Source organism: Limosilactobacillus sp. WILCCON 0051, from assembly GCF_039955095.1.
Taxonomy (GTDB): domain Bacteria; phylum Bacillota; class Bacilli; order Lactobacillales; family Lactobacillaceae; genus Limosilactobacillus; species Limosilactobacillus allomucosae.
This window is the reverse complement of record NZ_CP154878.1, coordinates 831,764-855,457: the sequence shown is the minus strand read 5'-3', so window position 1 is coordinate 855,457 and position 23,694 is coordinate 831,764. Positions and strand designations below refer to the sequence as shown.

General features: G+C 44.4%; 15 protein-coding genes and 1 CRISPR repeat array. Of the genes, 4 read left to right on the top strand and 11 right to left on the bottom strand.

All coding sequences use genetic code 11. The features are described from left to right. Nucleotides 1-124 precede the first annotated feature (124 nt). Complete coding sequence (locus ABC765_RS04110) at nucleotides 125-1,084, top strand: L-lactate dehydrogenase (protein ID WP_033935623.1); 960 nt, start codon at nucleotides 125-127, stop codon at nucleotides 1,082-1,084. 118 nt (nucleotides 1,085-1,202) lie between these two features. Here the strand turns inward: ABC765_RS04110 and spxB are convergent, their stop codons facing one another. From spxB to cas9, 5 genes are all read right to left on the bottom strand, one after another. Next, nucleotides 1,203-3,098 (bottom strand): pyruvate oxidase, encoded by a 1,896-nt coding sequence (gene spxB / locus ABC765_RS04105; RefSeq protein ID WP_006499803.1) that lies wholly within the window; start codon nucleotides 3,096-3,098, stop codon nucleotides 1,203-1,205. 471 nt (nucleotides 3,099-3,569) lie between these two features. Continuing rightward, a CRISPR array of direct repeats spans nucleotides 3,570-6,577; the repeat unit is 36 nt; unit sequence GCGAATTACATCATTGATCTAACATCCATCTAAAGC. 28 nt (nucleotides 6,578-6,605) lie between these two features. Then, complete coding sequence (gene csn2, locus ABC765_RS04100; RefSeq protein WP_347980786.1) at nucleotides 6,606-7,277, bottom strand: type II-A CRISPR-associated protein Csn2; 672 nt, start codon at nucleotides 7,275-7,277, stop codon at nucleotides 6,606-6,608. Next, a complete protein-coding gene (gene cas2 / locus ABC765_RS04095) occupies nucleotides 7,274-7,579 on the bottom strand; it encodes a CRISPR-associated endonuclease Cas2 (RefSeq protein WP_128512894.1) in 306 nt (101 codons plus the stop codon). The genes csn2 and cas2 overlap by 4 nt, the downstream gene beginning before the upstream one ends. Next, the gene (cas1, locus tag ABC765_RS04090; protein ID WP_347980785.1) at nucleotides 7,557-8,462 is read right to left on the bottom strand and encodes a type II CRISPR-associated endonuclease Cas1; all 906 of its coding nucleotides are present in this window, start codon (nucleotides 8,460-8,462) and stop codon (nucleotides 7,557-7,559) included. The genes cas2 and cas1 overlap by 23 nt, the downstream gene beginning before the upstream one ends. Nucleotides 8,463-8,670: 208 nt before the next feature. Continuing rightward, entirely contained in the window at nucleotides 8,671-12,861 is a 4,191-nt protein-coding gene (cas9, locus tag ABC765_RS04085; RefSeq protein ID WP_347980784.1) for a type II CRISPR RNA-guided endonuclease Cas9, read from the bottom strand. A gap of 466 nt (nucleotides 12,862-13,327) precedes the next feature. Between cas9 and ABC765_RS04080 the strand changes: the two genes are divergently transcribed. Both ABC765_RS04080 and ABC765_RS04075 read left to right on the top strand, forming a co-directional pair. Beyond that, the gene (locus tag ABC765_RS04080; RefSeq protein WP_347980783.1) at nucleotides 13,328-13,756 is read left to right on the top strand and encodes a DUF6978 family protein; all 429 of its coding nucleotides are present in this window, start codon (nucleotides 13,328-13,330) and stop codon (nucleotides 13,754-13,756) included. Nucleotides 13,757-13,773: 17 nt separating this feature from the next. After that, a complete protein-coding gene (locus ABC765_RS04075; protein ID WP_347963456.1) occupies nucleotides 13,774-14,544 on the top strand; it encodes a DUF1828 domain-containing protein in 771 nt (256 codons plus the stop codon). A 256-nt stretch (nucleotides 14,545-14,800) separates the two neighbouring features. Here the strand turns inward: ABC765_RS04075 and lepA are convergent, their stop codons facing one another. From lepA to hrcA, 5 genes are all read right to left on the bottom strand, one after another. After that, nucleotides 14,801-16,642, bottom strand: coding sequence for a translation elongation factor 4 (lepA, locus tag ABC765_RS04070; protein ID WP_006499796.1), 1,842 nt, complete (start codon nucleotides 16,640-16,642; stop codon nucleotides 14,801-14,803). A gap of 145 nt (nucleotides 16,643-16,787) precedes the next feature. Next, a complete protein-coding gene (gene dnaJ / locus ABC765_RS04065; RefSeq protein ID WP_347980782.1) occupies nucleotides 16,788-17,942 on the bottom strand; it encodes a molecular chaperone DnaJ in 1,155 nt (384 codons plus the stop codon). 127 nt (nucleotides 17,943-18,069) lie between these two features. After that, entirely contained in the window at nucleotides 18,070-19,932 is a 1,863-nt protein-coding gene (gene dnaK / locus ABC765_RS04060) for a molecular chaperone DnaK (RefSeq protein WP_180305206.1), read from the bottom strand. A 36-nt stretch (nucleotides 19,933-19,968) separates the two neighbouring features. Beyond that, nucleotides 19,969-20,568: a nucleotide exchange factor GrpE gene (gene grpE, locus ABC765_RS04055; RefSeq protein ID WP_347963452.1), complete on the bottom strand. Its 600-nt coding sequence runs from the start codon at nucleotides 20,566-20,568 to the stop codon at nucleotides 19,969-19,971. Between the two features lie 10 nt (nucleotides 20,569-20,578). After that, nucleotides 20,579-21,628, bottom strand: a complete 1,050-nt coding sequence (gene hrcA, locus ABC765_RS04050; RefSeq protein WP_180305204.1) for a heat-inducible transcriptional repressor HrcA — start codon at nucleotides 21,626-21,628, stop codon at nucleotides 20,579-20,581. Nucleotides 21,629-21,807: 179 nt separating this feature from the next. Between hrcA and ABC765_RS04045 the strand changes: the two genes are divergently transcribed. Beyond that, nucleotides 21,808-22,176, top strand: coding sequence for a hypothetical protein (locus ABC765_RS04045; RefSeq protein WP_347980781.1), 369 nt, complete (start codon nucleotides 21,808-21,810; stop codon nucleotides 22,174-22,176). Nucleotides 22,177-22,956: 780 nt separating this feature from the next. Here ABC765_RS04045 and ABC765_RS04040 read toward each other — a convergent pair. Continuing rightward, nucleotides 22,957-23,616, bottom strand: coding sequence for a sugar O-acetyltransferase (locus ABC765_RS04040; RefSeq protein WP_347980780.1), 660 nt, complete (start codon nucleotides 23,614-23,616; stop codon nucleotides 22,957-22,959). Nucleotides 23,617-23,694 lie beyond the last annotated feature (78 nt).

Here is a 23,694-nt window from a genome sequence, read left to right as displayed (position 1 = left end):
TGATCAAAAACACAACTTTTTTATCATTTGCCTGGCTTTATTTACGCATTATTAACAAATTTCAAATCAGAATGCTATAATGAGTCTTGCAATATGCAATACTACTTTAAGGGAGACTTTACTTATGTCTAAGAATCATCAAAAAGTTGTCCTCGTCGGTGACGGCGCGGTAGGTTCAAGCTACGCATTTGCGATGGCACAACAAGGCCTGGCTGAAGAATTCGCGATCGTTGACATCATCAAGAAGCGTACGGAAGGTGACGCTCTTGACCTTGAAGACGCTACCCCATTCACGGCTCCAAAGGCTATCTACTCTGCTGACTACGACACCTGCAAGGATGCCGACCTGGTAGTTATCACTGCCGGTGCTCCACAAAAGCCAGGTGAAACTCGTCTGCAACTGGTTGACAAGAACCTGAAGATCATCAAGTCCGTTGTTGAACCAATCGTTAAATCTGGCTTCAACGGTATCTTCCTGGTTGCCGCTAACCCAGTTGACATCCTGACCTACGCCGTTCAAAAGCTGTCCGGCTTCCCACGCAACAAGGTCGTTGGTTCCGGTACTTCTCTGGACTCCGCTCGTCTGCGGGTTGCTCTGGCTAAGAAGTTCGACGTTAGCCCAGTTGACGTTTCTGCCAACATCATGGCTGAACACGGTGACTCTGAATTTGCTGCCTTCTCATCTGCTACGATCGGCGGCAAGCCACTGCTGGACCTGGCCAAGGAAAAGGGCGTTTCTGACGAAGAACTGCTGAAGATTGAAGATGACGTTCGTAACAAGGCTTACGAAATCATCAACCGTAAAGGCGCTACCTACTACGGTGTTGCTACAGCCCTGACTCGGATTTCCCGCGCCATCCTGCGTGACGAAAATGCCGTTCTGCCAGTTGGTGCCCCTGTTGATGGCGAATACGGTCTGAAGGGTATCTACATTGGTACGCCAGCCGTTGTTAATGCTTCTGGTGTCGCTCAAGTTCTGGAAGTTCCTCTGAACGAACGCGAATCCAAGGCTATGGCTGACTCTGCCAAGACCCTGCAAGAAGTTGCCGAAAACGGTATGGCTAAGCTGATGGGCGAAAACTAATCCGTTCTGGTATTAATCCAAGAAAAGCTGCTGGTTATCCAGCGGCTTTTTTTGTGCGCAAAACATAAAAAAGCCCGCACAGTGGCGAGCTTAAAAATTGGTATCTTGGCTTAATGCCTTAGTGCTGAGAAGCCCCGCTGGTAGCATCAGTGTCGGCTGGTTCGGGAGCGTCCTCTGATGCGCCGGTCGTGGTGTCGGCAAGCGGCTGATTGTCGGCTTCATCTTCCACGCTGGCCGCTGAAGCTCCTGAGAAGGCGTCAATTTCTTCGCCATGTGCTTCCTTAGCGGCCTTTAAGAAGTAGCTGAATGGCTTCAAGGCTTGGGCCTGGTACTTTTCAACGTATTCGTCAACCAGTTTTGGATCCTGGGTCTCCTTGTCTAAGAACATGTGGTTGGTCGAAAGCGGCATCTCATGAGTGAGCTTAACGTCAATTACTACAGGCAGATCCGTCTGCTGAGCCTCAACCATGGCCGCTTTGAATTCAGCCTTGGTGCGAACCGTAAAGGCCATAGCCCCCATCCCTTTGGCAACGGTTGCCCAGTCGGTTTCTGGCAGATCAACGCCTGACAGTGGCTGGTGCGAGTCATCAAGCTGTTCTGCCACAATGTAGCCCAGGCATTCATTGCTGAAGACCACGTTGATGATGTGCATGTGGTACTTAACTTGGGTCAGGATTTCTTCCATCAGCATCGCAAAGCCGCCATCACCAGAAAGACTGTAGACATCACGATCAGGATAGTTGACCTTAGCTGAGATCGCAGCCGGCAGACCATAGCCCATCGTTGCGTACTGACCGGAAGTACACCACTTTTGATCGTCGTGAATCATCAGCAGCCGCTCAAAGTTGATGTTGACGTTGCCGACATCAACTCCAAAGACGGCCTTGCTGGAAGCCATTTGATTGATCACGTCAAAGATTGGCTCTGGACGAACTGGCATCTCTTCGCTGTCATTAAAGCTGTTTTGCCAGTCCAGCCAGTTCTGCTTGTCGGCCAGTGCCGCATCATAAAAGGCAGATGGTGCTTTTTCATCTGCAACGTCGGCCAGCGCTGCCAAAGCCGTTTTAGCATCACACAGCAGCGGCACGTCGATGTGATGACGCTTGCCCATCTTTTCTGGATCAGTATCAATTTGAATAACCTTGGCATCCGGATTAAACAGAAAGATACTGAACGGAACGTCGGTACCAACCCAAACGATCAAATCAGTACTAAAACCAATCTCGGCACCAGGTTTAGGCGCAACCCGACCAGCTGAGCCCAAATAGGCGGGATACTTTTCATCCAAAATTCCCTTGGCCAAAACTGAGGAAACCAGCGGCATCTTGTACTTTTCAGATACGCGCTTTAATTCCGCAGCGGCATCCTTAGCCCCAATCCCAAAGTAGATCATTGGCGCCTTGGCATCCTTGATCAGCTTGCCGGCCTTAGCCAACAGATCCTGGTCAACGACATAGTGTGCTTTAACGTGGTTGGCAACGTTAGGAACAAAGGTGTCAGGAATCTTGGCCCAGCCAAAGTCTTTTGGAATCGTAACCGTAGCTGGACCATGATGCTTGTAGGCCTGCCGAATCGCTTCATCAATCATGCGGGGCAGACTTTCCGCCGTCATGGCCGTCTTGTTCCAAACCGAAACGTCTTCAAATGCCGGTTCCTCATCCATTGCTTGGAAAAAGTCCAGATTCATACGCGTTGAAGGAACCTGAGCAATGATTGCCAAAACCGGAACATGGTCATGCTTGGCATCGTACAGCCCATTGAGCAGGTGAATGGCACCCGGGCCGGCAGAACCAAAGCAGACCCCGATCTTACCCGTTAATTTGGCATCAGCGGTTGCTGCCAAAGCCCCCGCCTCTTCATGCCGCACCTGGATGAATTCCAATTCTTTACGTTGGTTGTAGATTGCGTTCATCGTGGAGTCAAAAGAACCACCAGGATAACCGTAGATGTGCTTAACGCCCCATTGCCGAATTACTTTTAAAACTGCATCGGAGCCACTGATCATTTTTGCCATCTTAATCTTCCTTCCATCCTTTAAAAATCATCCCGCCTGTACTTAACAGCCGGTCTCAATTGACGTTTTATCTCAGGCCACTCTCTACTTCAGCCCTCATAGGTTATGATAGCGCTTTTATGCATAATTACAAGTAGATTTTAATGAACGTTTTTCACAATGAATAACAAGTCCCTTGATATCAGCGTTTATATCAATCAATATTTTTATTTTTTCTTTGATAAAAGTTAAATTTAATGTTGGTTTTTAACATTTTTAAAACAGTTATTATCAAATAATAAGATGATGTCACGATTCAATAATAGTTATCGTATTTTATTTTAAATTAAAAATACATTTTAAACTTAATCGACTATTTATCACAAACATTGCAATGCTTGCTCACTATTTTATAAACGTTTTATGCATACTTCTCTGCATAATTTTGACGCAAACACTAGCAAAGGAAAAGCCGGCTGCCAATCGCAACCGACTTGTTACATCATTGATTCAATATCCATCTAAAGCGTATCATCGCCTGCAACTCTTTTAGATCATGCGAATTACATCATTGATCTAACATCCATCTAAAGCGACTGATACGGCCGCAGCTTAAATGTCATTGCGAATTACATCATTGATCTAACATCCATCTAAAGCCTCGTAACTGCATTTATCGCATTTTGTGCTGCGAATTACATCATTGATCTAACATCCATCTAAAGCTTAGGCCCAACCGCGATTCTTGGCTTGGTAGCGAATTACATCATTGATCTAACATCCATCTAAAGCTCCGCCATAGTTTACCTCCTTTCTGTTAGTGCGAATTACATCATTGATCTAACATCCATCTAAAGCAGATTATCTCAATCAATTAGGTATTGTCTGGCGAATTACATCATTGATCTAACATCCATCTAAAGCGCCATTCGCTAATTGATTTAGTTTTAGGTTGCGAATTACATCATTGATCTAACATCCATCTAAAGCTAAATGCCTTAAAATCAAGGTTTGATGATTGCGAATTACATCATTGATCTAACATCCATCTAAAGCGGGCAAAAGGACTGGCTGAGTTGGCGTTAGGCGAATTACATCATTGATCTAACATCCATCTAAAGCGCAATCAGTAAACGCCTTGGCCACACCAGTGCGAATTACATCATTGATCTAACATCCATCTAAAGCTAAGCCGGTGGAACTCGCGCGACCTGGCCAGCGAATTACATCATTGATCTAACATCCATCTAAAGCTTGGTGTCAGAATCTCGTTGTGGGTCAATGGCGAATTACATCATTGATCTAACATCCATCTAAAGCCCGGCCTGATCAAGCTTGCCCTTAATCGTGGCGAATTACATCATTGATCTAACATCCATCTAAAGCGAGATCGGTGTGCCGTTGAGCACCAACCGAGCGAATTACATCATTGATCTAACATCCATCTAAAGCAATACAAGACAAAAAATAGAAATAATTCTGGGCGAATTACATCATTGATCTAACATCCATCTAAAGCCTGTCCCACCGGCTATGACTGCAGCTTGATGCGAATTACATCATTGATCTAACATCCATCTAAAGCCGAGTATGATCTCTGGGCTGATGGGGTTAAGCGAATTACATCATTGATCTAACATCCATCTAAAGCAGCTGATACAGCTTGCCGACGCGGTTGTAGGCGAATTACATCATTGATCTAACATCCATCTAAAGCTAGATGCATTTGTCATGACCGGTCGCGATGGCGAATTACATCATTGATCTAACATCCATCTAAAGCCTTGCGGCGTTGCGTCTTTCATTAATTTTTGCGAATTACATCATTGATCTAACATCCATCTAAAGCCGTAAGCTTCGCCAGTCTTGGCATTGCGGAGCGAATTACATCATTGATCTAACATCCATCTAAAGCTAAATAGGTTGACGTTTACCAGGATCTTGAGCGAATTACATCATTGATCTAACATCCATCTAAAGCCGACTACATCTATCACGCAGATACGCATCGGCGAATTACATCATTGATCTAACATCCATCTAAAGCGCACCGATCATCAACTACCAGATGATACTGGCGAATTACATCATTGATCTAACATCCATCTAAAGCGGCCACTGCGCTAGTAACACGCACGTTGTAGCGAATTACATCATTGATCTAACATCCATCTAAAGCACGAGATACGTACACGGGTGTACACTGCCAGCGAATTACATCATTGATCTAACATCCATCTAAAGCAAAAAGGAATGCCCTCGGCAGAGTCAGTCGGCGAATTACATCATTGATCTAACATCCATCTAAAGCACTTCTTATGCCCCCATATCGTGCATTAAGGCGAATTACATCATTGATCTAACATCCATCTAAAGCACAACATCATGACCGGCAAGCCAGTACGCAGCGAATTACATCATTGATCTAACATCCATCTAAAGCTTAGCCTGATCAACAAACCAAAGCTTTTGCGCGAATTACATCATTGATCTAACATCCATCTAAAGCAAACGGCGGTTGGGTAATCGCACCACATGCGCGAATTACATCATTGATCTAACATCCATCTAAAGCGGGTCATAACAGTGTAGTGCACATCCCCATGCGAATTACATCATTGATCTAACATCCATCTAAAGCTATGGCGTGATGATAATATAGAAGTTTACAGCGAATTACATCATTGATCTAACATCCATCTAAAGCACTTAGATTCGATTTCAGCCTTAATTTCGCGCGAATTACATCATTGATCTAACATCCATCTAAAGCTAGGAGGAGATTTTTATGGAAGGATCCGTTGCGAATTACATCATTGATCTAACATCCATCTAAAGCGGACAGTGTGGGACACTTCCTGGACAGTAAGCGAATTACATCATTGATCTAACATCCATCTAAAGCGGAAGCTGATGAAGAAAGGCCCGCACCATAGCGAATTACATCATTGATCTAACATCCATCTAAAGCTATCGGGTGGCGAGTTATCGTGAGCGCTTAGCGAATTACATCATTGATCTAACATCCATCTAAAGCATTCACTACGAGCGATTCTCTACTCACAGTGCGAATTACATCATTGATCTAACATCCATCTAAAGCCTGTCATGCAGTCTGGTTCAGTCAAAAGGTTGCGAATTACATCATTGATCTAACATCCATCTAAAGCACCGCGCGTATCAGCTGTGCGACAAACTGAGCGAATTACATCATTGATCTAACATCCATCTAAAGCGGCGCAGACTTTCCAGAATCCTGGCGAGTGGCGAATTACATCATTGATCTAACATCCATCTAAAGCCGGATTTGATCATAGCACCACCGAGCTACAGCGAATTACATCATTGATCTAACATCCATCTAAAGCAAAGCGAAGTGCTGTAACAAACCCCGGATTGCGAATTACATCATTGATCTAACATCCATCTAAAGCCGCCATTGGTCATCCACACTTCGGCAGTGTGCGAATTACATCATTGATCTAACATCCATCTAAAGCCGTTGTTTTCTAATCAAAAACTAACGATTTAGAGATGCCAATCAACGAAATCTTCATCAATCCAATAAACATAGGCGTTTTGATAATACGCACGCTGTTGCTTTTCTGAGAATTCCAATAGAAAGACTGCGAGACCACTTTCTTCAACCAACTGAAGAAAAGCCTTAAATTGTTCTGGCAACAAAAAATTAGCGATGTTCTTCATTGCCAGAACGCAACAGTCATTCAACTCTAAATGAATATTTAAATCATTTTTTATTATATCATATGGTGTCGCATTTGCACCGCTGATCAAATGTGGGCGGGCATATTTGTATAATCTTTGAAAGCCGTCATCAAGGCTGACTTCCAAGGGTAAATCAACTGAAAACAGCGTATCTTGAATGGCTGTCAACAATTCTTGCTGCTTAGTAAGCAATTGCTGTCTTTGATCAACCGTCAATTCATTGCTGATTTTTTTAATCAAAGCTGAGCCATACTTATCCATTAAATCAGGCGCTGAAGACAGATCTGCATCCCAACATAAAGCTGTCGACAGATTCAGCTCCGAAAAATCATCAGCAATTAAACGAAGCAAATCATTCTTTCCTGCCAGTGCTTGTGCCATTTCAAAATAAACGTTCTGGTTATTGGTCATCAATACGGTTACACGACCATTTTCAAGTTCCATTGGCTGATGAGCTGCATATATCAAGTTCATAATACAATCGTCCTTTTCGAGGTATTTCTAACATCCTGTACTTTCTTGCCCCGCAAAAAATGCATGTCATTATACTGCTTTTCCGTCATCATAAATGTCTGAACTAATCCCTCGTCAGGCAGAAAGGCTTTGATTCGCTGCTCCATGAAATTAGCTGACTGCCGACTAACGCATACTCGCGCATAAACCGAATATTGAATCATTAAAAAGCCTTCTTGAATCAGCCTCTTATGGAATTTTCGGTATTCCCGCCGCTGTTTACTGGTTTCTACTGGCAGGTCAAACATTACCATTAAGCGCATCATTCGGTACCTCACTTGTAAATTCCACCTCGATTCTCGTTTCATCTTTGTCACCACTTAAGTAATTTAGACAGTCAGTTACATACCGAGAAATCGCATTGCGTAAAATTTCTTTTTTACCGTTAAAAAGAATCTCGATATTCATGCAATCAATCAAACCGATTTTTACTTCTGGCGTCAGCTCACGAAACTTTTGCCCAGCAACCCAGTAATCAATGATTGGTCGAAAGGGTTCCATCAGGTCAGAGCCTAAATTAAAATGATTGGCTTGATTACGATGATGGATCCCCAGTTCCGTCAAATAACCATTGCCAGCAATTATGCGATTGGTTTCAGACAATAAAATCGAATAGCCATAATCTAACGCGGCATTGATCGCACTGCCATTGTGCCTTGAAAAGTCATCATCATAAAGTAACGGAAAATACTTTCTGGCAACGACGGCCTCGCGATTGGTCTCATCACCAACCTCTAGTTGATCCAGTTCATTTTGCAGGCACTCAACATTCTTATGAAAACATTTTAAAACCGAAATCTGATTGTTGATCTTGGCAGCCACAATCTTCGTCCATAAGACATCCTTGCGCTGCTGCTGCCAATTAAACTGATTTTCCAACACCTTGCAGTCACGATTCGCGGATTGATAACCATTCACCTCGCCAATTGGCTGATGAGCATGATCAACAAATATCACCTTAACATTGTTCTTTACCAAGGCACTGATTAAAGCCGAAGTAATCACTGCCTGTGTCGTACTTACCATCAGCAGCACCATATCATCAAGTGGTATTTCACTGGTGCCATCCATCGTTTGCACCACCATTAGGCCAGCTGAATAGGACATTTTTGCATGCTGAGTTACAATGACCGACCGCCATCCCATAAATACTCCTCCTTGCTAATTTAAAAATTTAAGGTTATACTATATTTGTTGGGTAGCTCCCAACAGGAATAACATCATTGATTTAACATCCAGAGTTAAAGTCAAACAATGCATTTTGCAAAGTTATTTCTTCTGACCCATTTATTAATGGGCGATACATATTAAAAAGGAATGGTTCACCATCGATGAGCCATTCCTTTTCTTTTTGCTACAGATCTTTCAACAAAACTTCTCTGCTAAACAAGCCCGTTGGTGATTGATATACTAATTTTGCATTTTCTGATAATTCAATACCAGATTGTGACTGTAATTGCCCAAATGGAGTCGACATTCCCAGACACTTCAAATCTGTTTTAGCCGCATTGGCATGCAAACCGCTCAATATGTTGATTATAGCCTCGGATTTGCCAATTGCCGTCTTCTTGTTGTTTTCAAACTGTGAAAAGGTTGGCAGCTTCAGATATTTATCTCGACCAGCATTTAGTTTTTCACGGAATTTATTTTTATCATACAGCGTAAAGTATTGGTTGACCTGGCCAAGAATATCATCATAAAGCATCGTCATCCGTTCATCAGCTTCATCAGGATGTTTTCTGACGTATTCAAAATTATTAGCTAACGTTTCTAATGAATGATCGCTTAAGACCAGCTGCTTGGCATTATGCTGATATGCAGCACTCCCCAGCGTAAATTTGGTATCCCCGTCAATGACTAACTGATTATAGCGAACACAAGGAACCAGCACGTCAAAGTCTTTTACCACAGCTTCCTTTAATCCGGTTTTACGGTTCTTTTTAAACGAAGTGAAGTTCCGCGATAAAACATCGTGCAAGGTCTGCATATACTGCTCATGACCTTCTTGTTCAGCCATCTTCAGTCGCTGCAGCATTCTGACCGGTACGCTGACAACCTTATACTTAGGCTTTTTACCGTTAACGCGAACGATTGCCATATAAGCAGCAACCTCATTGGTATAAGCACCATAGATATCGACCGGTTTATCGTCCTTAATGCCAATTGGTGCTGAGATCTTATCAATCTGCGCAGCTGGAAGAATCGTTGCTCCATAGAGTTGTCCGTGCTGAGTATAGACGGCTTTAGAAATCAGCATATATTTGAAATGCTGAATCTTGGATACATAATCGCTCAGCCAGTCGACATCCACGATTTTTTCCTTGGTTTCCGGATTTACCGCGGTTCCACTATTGTATTGATCTTTTTCCAAGTCATGAAAAAGATTGACTGAGCGCAACCGTTTCAAATCATCGGCATAGATTTTGGCATAGTCACCATAGACAAACATCGGCCGCAGTTTTGGATAGCGCTGATACAGATAATGGCCAGCAAACGCCGTCAAATAAGCATCAACAGCGTGGTGATAGTCATTTACGTCACGTACTTTATAAAGGTTGAACTTTTCACGCAATTGCTTGGTAAGCTCGGCCCGCGTTTCGATCACGGCACTGTCTGGGTAAAGCGAACCAAAAATATTGGCTGCCAACTTGATGATTTGGCGCGTCTCCACCAACTGACGATGAACAAATCCCTGCATCTGATACTTGTCAACCTGTTCTGGATCGGTCGTCAGATTAAGATACTTGCGATTACTGATCAGCTGGCTTTCTTTAAGCTGCTTCCAAAAGGCCCGCATTTTGGCTCCATAAAGCTTTGCCGGTACTCGATCCGACTTAGCTGCGTTTTCAGATTTCTTAACCAAGACCCGGTTATCCAAAGAATTATCCTTCAAGAATGATTGTGGCAAAATGTGATCAATCTCGTAATGCGTGCTGATCTCATCGATATTGATTGGCGTGCCATCATACATATCACGACCAGCCTGGGTAAAGTAGAGATAATAGCGATCGTTCAAATCCTTGACGTTTCCCAATTCTTCAAGCAGATTGGTTTGCTTGACCAGTTTTTCGGCCGTTTCATGATAAAGCTTTTCAATGCTGCGCCGCCGACTGTTCTTCAATTCCTTGTTGCGATCCTCATTACGAGCAAACTCAATTGAAATCGATGCTGGGGTATTGCCAACCGCCTTGACTACATCAGCAACGACTTTGACAACCTGGCGAATTGCTTTTTTATTTTGAGGCGATGTATACGCGTCAGCCAAAATATCATCAACGACTTCTAATGGTGCCTTATCAGCGTCTTGCAGCAGCTGCTGATTAAGTTCAGTAATTTGTTCTTCAAAGACTGGTTGATGCACAATCTGCATAAAGTTTTTGTTGGTATCCCACATTAGATCAATAATACGTTGACCATTTTCATCAGTGATACCCGTTAACAGTTTCTTGGAGAGTCTCCCCCATCCCTGATAACGTTTCCGAACCAATTTTTCTCTTTGCTCGTTGGTCAGCCATTGGATTTCTTGCAGTTTGACGCCGTAAATCTCACTATCCTCAAATACTGTTGACCATTCAATAATCTTTTCAATATCATCGCGATAGTTTAAATCATCAACGCGGTCTCCAAGTATCTTAGACATATCAATATAGGTACCAAGACTTGAATTAAAGCTGCGGCCATTCGACAGCCCTTCGATTTTCGGCTTAGTCAACGTTGGTTCGTGAACCGTCAAGAAATTTGTCAAAGTCTTAAGATTAACTGTTTTACGTTTCTGAAACAGATCCGTATAGATGGCTTGCTTTAGGGATGGCTGCAGCTTACGACCGTTCACACGAATATTATTCAGTTCGTTTAAGACCGTAAATTTTTGGTACAGCAGGCTTGATGCCGGCAAAACGTCCTCGCTTAACAAATAAGTGTCCTTATTCGTCATCCGTTTGATAAAATTATTGGCCGATTTCTCACGATCAATCTTTTCATCAAAATTCCATGGCGTAATCTTGCCAGCTTTTTTTCTGACTGCCCATGCAAAAGAGGCCTTGGACGTCTTTTGTTGATCAGCCAAAGTAATCATTGGTCCAACGTAATATGGAACACGGAAGCTGACTAACTGATCGAGCTTGTATTTGGCATTTTTGATATTCTTTTCAACTGGATTTGGTTCTGCCAGCCAAGGATAATATTCTTTTTGATTTTCAATTATTTGATCAAGCTCTTGTTGATGCATTTGGTGCGGAATTACACCGTTTGCAGATGTCCGTTGTTTCGGCAGGTAGTCGCCAGCCTCGATCTCGCCTTTAATCTTTTGTCCCAGGTCAGACTTGTCCATCAACTTTTTCAAATCTTTGGTAAAGTCAAATTTGCTGTCTTTAGGAATCTGGCCAATGTATTCAGCATAAAGATGATCGAGCTGCTCACGAGTTTTTTTATCACAAGCAGCACCATAAGCCTTTAATTCTTTTAACTGACGGCGATGCTTGTAGTAACGGTTCAGCATCGATGCCGAAACGGTTTCGCCATTGGGTACGATTTCATTGAGCATGATCTGAGAATACAACAATGACAGTTGATTAATCAGCTCCATCTGGTAATCATCCAGCTCTTCGGCAATCTGCATCAACTGATCATCACTGTTTTCCGTACTCATATCCAGCGTCTGGTCAAGATTGTTTTGCAGGATCAAGCCGACCTTTGCCTTATATCCCAAGATTAATTTACTGATTTCACGAGCCGTTTGCTGATGCGCTTTAACGATCTCCTTATCAGTCCCATCTTCAATCAATGGCAATAGTTTGGCAGCAGCCTTTTGACGATCAAGCTTCTTTTGCTTGGTATCCAATAAAAGCTTTCCCAATTCGTCTACCTTGGTCAAGTCAATCTGAAATGGGGCGATTGGCTGTACTTGACGGAATAAGTCATTTAGCATCTCAAACGATTTATTGAAATCAATTTGATCGGCTTTAAACTTGTCAACACTTGTATTATTTAAAAAATTTCCGCGGTACTTAACGATATGGTGAACAGCCAGATATATTTCACGTAGATCAAACTTACGCTTTTCATTCATCAGTGCATACCGCAACTGGTAAATGTTAAAGACTGGAAAATCTGCTGCCTTTTCAGCTGGCATTTCTTTGCGCATTTGAATCAGCGTAGGATATCCATTTCCATTCACTGTGGCTTCTTGATCTGGAAACAGCAATTTCCCCATAAATTCTTGATTTTTAGCAGGATCTTTTGCCGAGATATCAGATTGCTTAAGTCTTGCCAAAAAATTAGGATCTACTTCTGCTAAATATGGCGCAAAAAATTCATCCAAAAACTGAAGGCGCCAGCGACGTCGACTCAAGCGGCGCCGGGCCGTTCGAAAACCGCGTCGATCTGCTGCCGTTTCCCCCTCTTTAAAAGTCCGGACGCCGATTGCATTTTTACCTTTAACGCGCAGCAATGAAAAATGATCATCAATTGCGGTCCAACCGATTGAATTGGTACCAATATCCAAACCAAGATGATATCTACGCAATTCTTGCTTTGAACTACTCATCGTAATTAACTCCTCCTGTACAACATTTTAATCAGCTATAAGCCCCCTTTATTAAAGGCAGCTTAACTGCTATCTTCTATTTTCCACCATTACCCGGCTATTAAGCACTTTTTTCAAAAATTTTTTCGATTTTTTTGAAATCATCCAAATGACAGCGCTAAGTTTCTAAAGATTTATTGTTAAGAAACAATTATTTTTTCCTAGTAAGCACATCACTAATCAAGGGCCTAATATGATAATTCACATTAATACCTATCACCATGTCATCTCACGGAATTGCAACCAGGATCTATTAAAAGCTTTTTTCTATTCCATAATCTTTTTAGTGATAAACTGTTTATCAAAGAAGAAAAAATCGTTGACTTAATCTTTGGCTTCACTAACCAACCTTTTCAACATTTCCACTGAATCTGCTTAATTGCCTTTCTAACTATAGAAATTAAATATGTAATTAGGAAAGAAAACTATGAAAAACTCTGAATATAAAGCCCTACATGATTTACCCAAAAAGACCAAATCTACTCACCTGCTTTGCGCAGCCAATGGTCAACAGGCTAATTATGATGGTTTTGCATTGCTGGAACCATCGAATACCTTTAAAGTTATCCAAAATAGAAAGGGTCATCGGCGAACTAATTGCCTTAGCTACATGTTGTTTCATCACAAAAGCGAAAAAATGATCCGTATCGACTTAAACGGAAAACCGCATGAAGGCGTTGTGACACCACATGTACATATTTTTGATGACCAGCATCAAAATGGGCAGCATGCAATTCCACTAACTAATTTGGTGAATTATAATTGTACTGATGAGATTGTTACATCGCTTATGGAATTTCTTAAATACAATAACTTTGAAATCAGTGATATCACTATTGAACAACCATTGATTTAGTAAAGAAGGTGAAATAAATGAATACCGTTAAATTGTTAGATAATTATTTTGAATGGTTAAAAAAAGGATATACGATTAATCATTTAGGAAAATGCGATGAAATAGTTACCCCTTTTGTCGATGATATAAACGATAACATCACTATTTATGTCGAGGAAGTATCCGACAAGCAAATAATGCTGACAGATGACGGCTATACTATCACCAATCTGGAATTCATGGGTATTAAGCTCACCCCAACCAGAAGACGTCTAATAGATTCAGTGTGCCAACAATTCCATATCAAAATAATTGAAGATGAAACTTTATCAATTGTCGGCACTCCCAAAGAATTTCCAATTATGAAATATCAATTGACATCTGCCATCTTACGAATTAACGATATTTCATTCACCCAAAAAGAAAATGTTAAAAGCTTTTTTGCCGAGGACGTTTTAAATTACTTTGATACTAATAATTTTGGCGGTTTGCCAACCTCAGTTAAAGGGCAAAGCGGCGTAGAGTATAAATTTTTGTACGCTTTACCTAAACGTAAAGATAAACCGCTAATCCTTTTTAATATTCAGAATAATATTTCTGCAAACGAAATAATGCTTGATGCATTTAAACACAACGACATCAAAAAATCCGCCAATCTACCTAATATGTATGCGCAAAGTCGTTATGTCGTTATATTTAATGAAAAGCAAAAAAATATTAGTGAAAAAGCGGCAAAAATTGCCCAGGCCTATGACATTGACGTTATCTCCTGGGAAAATAAAGCTGCATTAGCTGAACTAAAAAACTAAAAAATCCCTAACCTTTTATAAACATAGAAGATTGGTATTAATTTCTGCACGTAAACCGAACACACGTTTATTAAGAAGAGATGGATCTGCTCGTAAATTATTAGAAAAAATGGGAAACCCATCACTCCCATGTCGATCAAATACATGTCTGATCGAATTCATGCAAAGTCAGGTTTCCCATTTAATTTTATCGTTGGCAAAAGCCCCAAAAATTGGTCTAGCTTTAGCCACGCCTAAAACACAAATGCCGTCATAGCTACTTCTTCTTTTCGTCGATTTCCTCATCGGTCTTCAAAACTGCCATGAAGGCTTCTTGTGGGACCTCAACGCGCCCAACTGCCTTCATCCGCTTCTTACCGCGCTTCTGCTTGTCCAAAAGCTTGGCCCGCCGATCAGGATCCCCAGTATGAATCCGTGCCGTAACGTCCTTGCGGTAAGCCTTGATATTGGTCCGTGCAATGATCTTGGAACCAATGGCGGCTTGAATTGGAATTTCAAAGTTTTGCCGCGGAATAATCTTCTTGAGCTTGGTCGTGATTTCGCGTCCCCGTTCTTCGGCAAAGTCGCGGTGCGCAATGAAGCTTAAGGCATCGACCTTGTCACCGTTAAGCAGGATGTCGATCTTAACCAGGTCACTGACGCGATAGTCATCAATCTCATAATCCAGTGACGCATAACCATGCGTGGAACTCTTCAGCTTATCAAAGAAGTCAAAGATGATTTCGGACAACGGAATATGATAGATCACATTGACCCGCGTCTCGCTCAGATATTCCATCGTGTCAAACTCGCCCCGCTTGCGTTGGCAAAGCTCCATAACTGGGCCGACATAATCATTTGGCACCATGATTGACGCTTTAACGTAAGGTTCTTTAATATCCTTGATAGAAGAAGTATCTGGCATTTCAGCGGGGTTTTCCACTTCCTTCATCGTGCCGTCATGCAGATCGACATGATAGGTTACGGAAGGCGCCGTGGTAATCAGGTCCAGATTGAATTCTCGTTCCAGACGCTCTTGAACGACATCCATATGCAAAAGTCCCAAGAAACCGCAGCGGAACCCAAAGCCCAATGCTTGTGAGGATTCTGGCTCAAACGTCAAGGCCGCGTCATTAAGCTGCAGTTTTTCCAAGGCATCCCGCAGATCGTTGAACTTGGCGTTGTCGGTTGGATAAAGCCCCGCGTAAACCATTGGCGTCATTTGACGATAGCCGGCTAATGGCTTGTCAGTTGGGTGCTTGGCATCAGTAACCGTATCACCAACTCGCGTATCCTTAATGTCTTTAATGGCCGCGGTAATATAGCCAACGTCACCAGCCATCAGAAAGTCGCGGGCCAGTGGCTTAGGCGAGTTGATCCCGACTTCAGCGACTTCATATTCAGTACCAGAGTTCATCAGTTTGATGCGGTCGCCCTTCTTGACGGTTCCTTCAAAGACACGGACGCTCAAGACCACGCCGCGATAGTCATCGTACTTGGAATCAAAAATCAGTGCCTTTAGCGGAGCCGTCAGATCACCAGTTGGCGCTGGTACTTCGGCAACGATTTTTTCCAGCACCTTTTCAACGCCCAGACCGGTTTTAGCACTGACGTCACAGGCATCGCTGCAGTCCAGACCGATTTCTTCTTCGATCTGCTTTTTCGTTCCCGCAACGTCAGCGGAAGGCAGATCGATTTTATTGATAACTGGCAGGATCTCCAAGTCGTTGTCCAATGCCAGATAAACATTGGCCAGCGTCTGTGCTTCAACCCCCTGCGTCGCGTCAACAACCAGAATAGCTCCTTCACAGGCTGCCAAAGAGCGTGAAACCTCATAGGAAAAGTCGACGTGCCCTGGTGTATCGATCAAATGGAAAATGTAGTCTTCACCGTCTTTGGCATGATAGGTCAGCGCCACGGCATTTAATTTGATGGTAATGCCACGCTCCCGTTCCAATGGCATGTCATCAAGGATCTGGGCCTTCATTTCCCGCTTAGAGATCGAATCCGTCATTTCCAGGATCCGGTCCGCCAGCGTGGATTTCCCATGGTCAATATGGGCGACAATCGAAAAGTTCCGAATGTGCTTTTGGCGTTCTTTCATTTCTTCAAGATTCATTGATTTTTTGTGCTCACTTTCTGCGTTAAATGTCTATCTACCAGTATATCAAATCCCGTTGGCAACTCAAACTGGGTCGGTGCAAATATCGAAAAAAGAGCAATTCGCCGCGTGTCGCAGCGTCTTGCTCTTTATATCTTTAGGCTTATTTTTCTTCAAAGCGATCCTTGAGCTTATCAAAGAAACCGCCCTTGTAGCCGGCAACATGTTCGCCACTGGCTTCAGCAAAGGCCAGCATTGCTTCTTTTTGCCGCTTGTTAAGATTCTTAGGCGTCTTAACGTGAACCGTCACATGCTCGTCGCCGTTGCCATTGCCATTGATGTGCGGTACCCCTTTGCCGCGCAGCCGGAATGAGGTTTCTGATTCCGTACCAGCCGGGATCTTTAAGTCAACATCGCCATGTACGGTCTTGACCTTGATCTTATCACCCAATGCGGCTTGTGCAAACGAGATATCCTGATCAACGTAGATCGTGGAGCCATCCCGTTTAAAGTCGCGGCTTGGCGTTACCGTAAAGACGATGTACAGATCACCATATGGGCCGCCATTGGTTCCTGCCTCGCCCTGGTGCTGCAGACGCATCTGCTGGCCATCATCAATCCCAGCTGGCACCTTGACCTTGAGCTTGTGCTTTTCTTGAATATGACCTGAGCCATGGCACTTGTCACATTGATCTTCAGGCTTGATTTCCTTACCGGTACCATGACAGGTTGGGCAGACGGTCTGAGACTGCATCATTCCCATCATCGTTTGCCGCCGCTGCATCACAACCCCGGAACCGCCACAGGTATGACAGGTCGAAGGCGACTTGCCCGGCTTGGCGCCTGAACCGTGGCAGACGTCGCATTCAGCTTCCCGATCGTACTTAATCGTAGTTTCCTTGCCAAAGATGGCATCCATAAAGTCCAGCGTCATGTTGTACTGCAGATCGCGTCCCTGGCGAGGTGCCGTGGGGTCGCGACGAGCACGGCCGCCACCAAACAGATCGCTGAAGATATCGCCAAAATCGCCAAAGCCGCCTTGACTGAAACCGCCCTGACCGAAGCCGCCGAAGCCTTGACCGCCACCAAAGCCGCCTTGAGGGCCAGCGGAGCCAAACTGATCATATTGAGCCCGTTTCTGCTGATCATGCAGTACTTCATAGGCTTCATTGATTTTTTTGAATTTTTCTTCGGCTCCCGGCTCATGGTTGACGTCTGGATGATACTTAGCCGCCAGCTTCCGATAGGCCCGATTGATTTCAGCGTCTGAAGCATCCTTTTTGACGCCTAAAATGTCGTAATAGTTTTTCTCTGCCATTTAAATCCCTCGCAACGCAATTTTTCTCTCTTACTTTATAGCATAGTCACGATAAATAAGCAAAAGCCAAAGTCCGTTAGGGGGGCTTTGGCTTTTTGCTTATCTAAATCGGCTTCGGCTGACTGGCCTACTTGTTGTCGTCATCGTTGACTTCAGTAAAGTCGCCATCAACGGTCTTGCCGTCGCCCTTGCCGTTATTGTTGTCAGCACCGCCATTGTTGCCGTCAGTACCATTTTGTTGGTTTTCTTGTTGAGCTTGTTGGTAGAGCTTGACTGCCAAGTCTTGAACGATCTTGTTTAATTCGTCCTTCTTGGTCTTCATCGCATCGAAGTCCTTGGCATCCTTAGCCTTTTGCAGAGCATCGCGAGCGTCCTTGGCCTTCTTGATCTCATCTTCAGAAACCTTGCCGTCAAGTTCCTTAATGGTCTTGTCGGTTTGGAAGATCAGCTGGTCGGATTCATTCATCAGATCAACTTCTTCTTTCTTCTTCTTGTCGGCTTCAGCGTGTTCTTCAGCGTCCTTGCGCATCCGTTCGATTTCTTCATCAGACAGACCAGAGTTGGACTTGATCGTAATGTTTTGCTTCTTGTGCGTACCTTGGTCTTCGGCAGAAACGTTAACGATCCCGTTCTTGTCGATGTCAAAGGTAACCTTGATTTGAGGAACGCCACGTGGTGCAGGTGGAATATCCGTCAGTTGGAAGTTGCCAAGCGTCTTGTTGTCGGCTGCCATTGGACGTTCACCTTGCAGAACATGGATATCAACGGCTGGTTGGTTGTCAGCGGCCGTGGAGAAAATCTGACTCTTAGAAGTTGGGATCGTCGTGTTGCGGTCGATCAGCTTCGTCATTACCCCACCCATGGTTTCAATACCAAGGGAAAGCGGCGTAACATCAAGCAAAACAACGTCCTTAACGTCACCAGTCAGAACCCCACCTTGAATGGCAGCCCCCAGCGCAACGGCTTCATCAGGGTTGATGGAGTGGTTTGGTTCCTTGCCAGTCAAGTCCTTAACCAGTTCTTGAACGGCTGGAATCCGCGTTGAGCCACCGTTTAAGATAACTTCATCAATGTCGTTGAAGTCCAAGCCAGCATCATGCAGAGCGTTCATAACTGGCTGCTTGGTCTTTTCAACCAGGTCGTTGGTTAGTTGGTTGAACTTAGCCCGCGTCAGCGTTTGGTCCAGGTGTACCGGCTGACCGTCTTTTTGCGCGATAAATGGCAGGTTGATTTCAGCGGATTGTGAGCTGGAAAGTTCCTTCTTAGCCTTTTCAGCAGCATCCTTCAGCCGTTGCAGAGCCATCTTGTCTTGAGACAGGTCAATGCCTTGTTCAGCCTTGAAGCCATCGATCAGCCAATCCATAATCTTTTGGTCAAAGTCGTCACCACCCAGATGAGTGTCACCAGAAGTAGAGAGAACTTGGAAGACGCCATCGCCCAGTTCAAGGATGGAAACGTCGAACGTACCACCACCAAGGTCATAAACCAGGATCTTTTCGTCTTTGTCTTTCTTGTCCAGACCATATGCCAGTGAGGAAGCAGTTGGTTCGTTAATGATCCGCTTAACTTCCAGACCAGCAATCTTACCGGCATCCTTGGTAGCTTGACGCTGAGCATCGTTGAAGTAGGCTGGAACCGTGATAACGGCTTGAGTTACCGTATCGCCAATGTAGTCTTCAGCGTACTTCTTGATGTATTGCAGGATCATTGCCGAAATTTCTTGTGGCGTGTACTTCTTGCCATCAACGTCAACCGTGTAGCCTGGTTCGCCCATGTGACTCTTGATTGAAGTAATGGTGTTTGGGTTGGTGATTGCTTGGCGCTTAGCCGTTTCACCGACTTGAACCTCGCCATTCTTGAACGATACGACAGAAGGAGTCGTCCGGCCACCTTCTGGGTTGGTAATAATCTTAGGTTCGTTACCTTCCATAACGGCAACGGCGGAATTAGTGGTACCAAGGTCGATACCGATAATCTTATTGCTTGCCATAAATGTTTTCCCTCTTTTTATATTGGTTTATCTAAGTTATTGTGCAACAACGACCATTGAAGGACGCAGCACCCGATCCTTCATTTCATAGCCAGCCTGCAGAACCTGAACAATGGTGTCAGCTTTTTGATCATCCGAAGCTGGCGCGGTTTGAACCGCCTGATGCTTGGTCGGATCAAAAGGCGTGCCCGGCTCAGCTGGAATCTCAACAATCCCATGGTCCTTGAGCGCCTTTTCCAAGTGGTCGTGAACCATTTGAATGCCCTTCTTGAACTCTTGGGCCTGCTTGTCATCCAGTTGAGTTGCCAAGGCCCGTTTCAAGTTGTCCAAAACAGGCAGGATGTCTTTAGCTAGTCCTTGACCATCATACTTGATCAATTGCGCGCGTTCTTTTTTAAAGTGGTTGTTCATATTTTGAATTTCCGCTTGCGCCCGCAGATACTGGTCGTCTTTTTCATCCAGCTGCTTTTTCAGATCGGCAATCTGCTGCTTGAGCGCGGCAGTTGGATCTTCCTTGGCAGCTGACTTGGCATCCTTGGCTTCTTCGGCATTCTTAGCCGTTTGGTCAGCCGCAGTCTGTTCAGCTGCTTGAGCCGCCTTTTCTTCCTTGGCAGCTGCTGATTTCTTTTCAGCCATCGAACCCCTCCTATAAATCGTAATAATTGTGATAGTAGTCGAGCAGTCGTTTAGCCAGCTCGCGTCTGAACGCGTCAACCAGACCAATCGTCCGCGAATAAGGCATCCGCGTTGGCCCCAGCACGGCGATAATGCCCTTGCCGTATTGGTTGACGTCGTAGGTAGCGGTGATCAGACTGTAGTCGTTGAGCACCTGGTTGTCGGCAATCTCACTGCCAATCTTGACGTTGACCCCATCATTTGGCGAGTCGGCGTCAATGATACTTGACAGATTATCGCTTTGATCGAGCAGTCCATACAATGCCCGCAGCGCCTGTGGATTCTGCCGATCAGAATAGCCGAGAATGTTGAGCCGGCCGCCGACGAAGTATTTTTCGCGAGCAGCCTGCCCCAATACGCTGTCAAAGATCTGCAGAAAGCCGTCGGGACTATGCAGATACTGACTAACCTTTAATGGAATGTCAGTCTGCAGATGCTTAACAACCGTGACCAGCGGCAAGCCTACCAGCTGGTCATTGATCAAGCGTACCACGGCCTCCAAAGCCTGCGTATCCAGATTCTTAGGCAAGGTGAATGATTGACTCTCCACCTCGCCACTATCCGTAACCAGAATGGCAATAACTTTTTGATTCCCCAACGGCACCAAGCGAAAACCGCTCAAGTGCACGTCTTTTTGTTCTGGTTTCAGCGTAAACGCCGTGTAAGACGTCAGCGCTGAAAGAATATCGGCTGAATGCGAAACGATCTCATCAATCTTGTGAAAATCGGCACCCAATGAATTTTGGATTACCATCAGATCACTGTCGGTAACGGCTGCCGGATCAAGCAGATGGTCAACGTAATAGCGATAGCCCTGCTTGGAAGGAACGCGACCAGAACTGGAATGCTCTTTTTTCACGAAGCCTTCTCGCTCCAGAACCGCCATTTCGTTGCGGATCGTGGCTGAACTGACCTTAATTGGGAGCTTGTCAGCCAAAACCTTGCTGCCGACCGGTTGACCAGTCGCCGTATATTGACGTACAATCGCTTGCAGGATTTGCTTTTGACGCTGTGTTAGCATTGGCATCACTTCCTTTTAGCACTCTAACTGCCTAAGTGCTAAACACAATTTATAATATACCAACCCCACCGATAAAAGTCAACAATAGTCAAACTTTTTTTCGATAAAAATGTCAAGATTAGTCAAAAGCCGCTGCCTCTTGATTATCAAGAAAGCGTCCTCAAGCAAAGGAGTTACCTATGAACGAAGAAAACCGCTATGTTCAGCCCCAAAACGCTAAAGAAGCCATGGAGCTGATTCAAAAACTGTTCAACCAGTACCGCAACGCCCCACTGACTGCGGAACTGCTCCAGTACCACAATAATCTGATCATGCGGCTGCAGACCGACATTAAACAAGCAGCCGAAACAGAAGGTCAGACCTCACTTTTAAAGGACCTGCACGAAATGACCGAACTGATGCGCCGCTGGACGACGATCCGGCTCAGCGGGCGTCCATTTGCCGGCAAAATGCGGCATTTCCACTTTACACCAGCCAACGGTCAAAAATTCAAGCGCCAGGTGCACAAAATTGGTGGCAGCAGTGCTCACCGCGCCAGTCGTCATTAAGCTGTCCGGTCAATGGCAAATCAGGTTGCGAGCTGCCAAGCTTGATGCACGGCACACCAACCCGCTGCCTGTTTCATGCCATCCCCATCAGCTCGCGTTTGACTCGTGACAGCGCGGCTTGCCTAAGGGACTGCGAAGGGCTGCGCTTATTGAGCTGCGATGGCATTTTTAGCTGCGTTCACAGTTCTCATAGCGGAAAATTCGCGGCCGGCCCCGTTCACGTGATGGGCGACTGCAAAGTGACATATTCAATGACTTTGGTTGTGTGCCGGCCCCGTTCATTTGATGGGCGACTGACTTTTCCGACCATTTTGATGCTAAATTACCTACGATTCACGTTTTTTTCGTCAATCGTAGGTAATGTATAAAAGATTCTGAGATTTTTACCTACTTTAGGGCATTTTCAAAAAAATAGTAGGTAAAATTGCATATTTTTCGTTTAATCAATCCTGACCAACATCGACTTTACCTACTATTTTAATTTTTTTAAGGATTAGTAGGTAAAGTTAGGGATTCCTAATTCGATATACACCGAAATTTACCTACTATGCATCGCTTTTTTTAATATAGTAGGTAATGAAAACTTTGATTGGCAGATTATGCAGAATTTTATGCAATCGACCCCAACCAGCGTAATCCTGATTCTAACGACCGCTCTTTCCAATCACTTCTGGCAGATAATTTCCAGATTATAACTTCGGGCAAGTCGAACAATGACCAGCTTCCCAAATCAGCCAGTTTGATGCCGCATTCTGCTTAGGCTCGCAAATCAAAAACTTATCAGCCGCGTTCCTTTTCCCGTAGCGAACGCGGTATTTTATTTTCCTGATACGTCTGCCAGACATTGATGCGATCCTTTTCATCCAGCTGCCGAATCACGCGCGCGGGCACGCCGGCTGCCAAAGAATTAGCGGGGACGTCTTTAGTTACCACGGCACCAGCCGCCACGATACTGCCCGCACCAATCGTGACTCCGCCAATAATCGTTGCACTTGAGCAGATCCAGCAATCAGCGCCAATCTTAACTGGTTTGGCGTACTCTAAGTCGTGACGGCCATCTGGATATTCCGTCACCATGCGTTCTTCTTTCAACAGTGGATGACATGGCGTGGCAATCGTGACCCCACTGCCAATCATGACGCCATCGCCTAAAGTAATCGGTGCGTCATCTAAAAAAGTGCAGTTATAGTTGATAAAGCATTCGCGACCAACATGAATATTGCTGCCATACTCACAGTAAAATGGCAAGAAGATGCCCAAATCATTGCCCTTGGCGGAAGGAATCAATTCTTCTTTCAGATGCTCAATCGCAGCCTGATCCGTTATCAAAGTCTGGTTTAAACGCTGACACAGTGCCATCCGTTCCATATGATAAACGCCAAGCTTTGAATCTGATGCATTATACAGTCGACCACTGATCATTTTTTCAAATTCATCCATTGGAATAGATCCTTTCTTAATTGCTGATTAGGTTCTGCCCCATAACCTGACTGCTATTGGCTGACTACATTAATCCCA

Excerpts from the sequence above, each read along its gene's own strand:
- dnaJ (WP_347980782.1), bottom strand. The coding sequence starts at position 17,942 with ATGGCAGAGAAAAACTATTACGACATTTTAGGCGTCAAAAAGGATGCT.
- csn2 (WP_347980786.1), bottom strand. The coding sequence starts at position 7,277 with ATGAACTTGATATATGCAGCTCATCAGCCAATGGAACTTGAAAATGGT.
- cas1 (WP_347980785.1), bottom strand. The coding sequence starts at position 8,462 with ATGGGATGGCGGTCGGTCATTGTAACTCAGCATGCAAAAATGTCCTAT.
- ABC765_RS04110 (WP_033935623.1), top strand. The coding sequence starts at position 125 with ATGTCTAAGAATCATCAAAAAGTTGTCCTCGTCGGTGACGGCGCGGTA.
- hrcA (WP_180305204.1), bottom strand. The coding sequence starts at position 21,628 with ATGCTAACACAGCGTCAAAAGCAAATCCTGCAAGCGATTGTACGTCAA.
- ABC765_RS04040 (WP_347980780.1), bottom strand. The coding sequence starts at position 23,616 with ATGGATGAATTTGAAAAAATGATCAGTGGTCGACTGTATAATGCATCA.
- ABC765_RS04075 (WP_347963456.1), top strand. The coding sequence starts at position 13,774 with ATGAATACCGTTAAATTGTTAGATAATTATTTTGAATGGTTAAAAAAA.
- cas2 (WP_128512894.1), bottom strand. The coding sequence starts at position 7,579 with ATGCGCTTAATGGTAATGTTTGACCTGCCAGTAGAAACCAGTAAACAG.
- lepA (WP_006499796.1), bottom strand. The coding sequence starts at position 16,642 with ATGAATCTTGAAGAAATGAAAGAACGCCAAAAGCACATTCGGAACTTT.
- spxB (WP_006499803.1), bottom strand. The coding sequence starts at position 3,098 with ATGGCAAAAATGATCAGTGGCTCCGATGCAGTTTTAAAAGTAATTCGG.
- dnaK (WP_180305206.1), bottom strand. The coding sequence starts at position 19,932 with ATGGCAAGCAATAAGATTATCGGTATCGACCTTGGTACCACTAATTCC.
- grpE (WP_347963452.1), bottom strand. The coding sequence starts at position 20,568 with ATGGCTGAAAAGAAATCAGCAGCTGCCAAGGAAGAAAAGGCGGCTCAA.
- ABC765_RS04045 (WP_347980781.1), top strand. The coding sequence starts at position 21,808 with ATGAACGAAGAAAACCGCTATGTTCAGCCCCAAAACGCTAAAGAAGCC.
- ABC765_RS04080 (WP_347980783.1), top strand. The coding sequence starts at position 13,328 with ATGAAAAACTCTGAATATAAAGCCCTACATGATTTACCCAAAAAGACC.
- cas9 (WP_347980784.1), bottom strand. The coding sequence starts at position 12,861 with ATGAGTAGTTCAAAGCAAGAATTGCGTAGATATCATCTTGGTTTGGAT.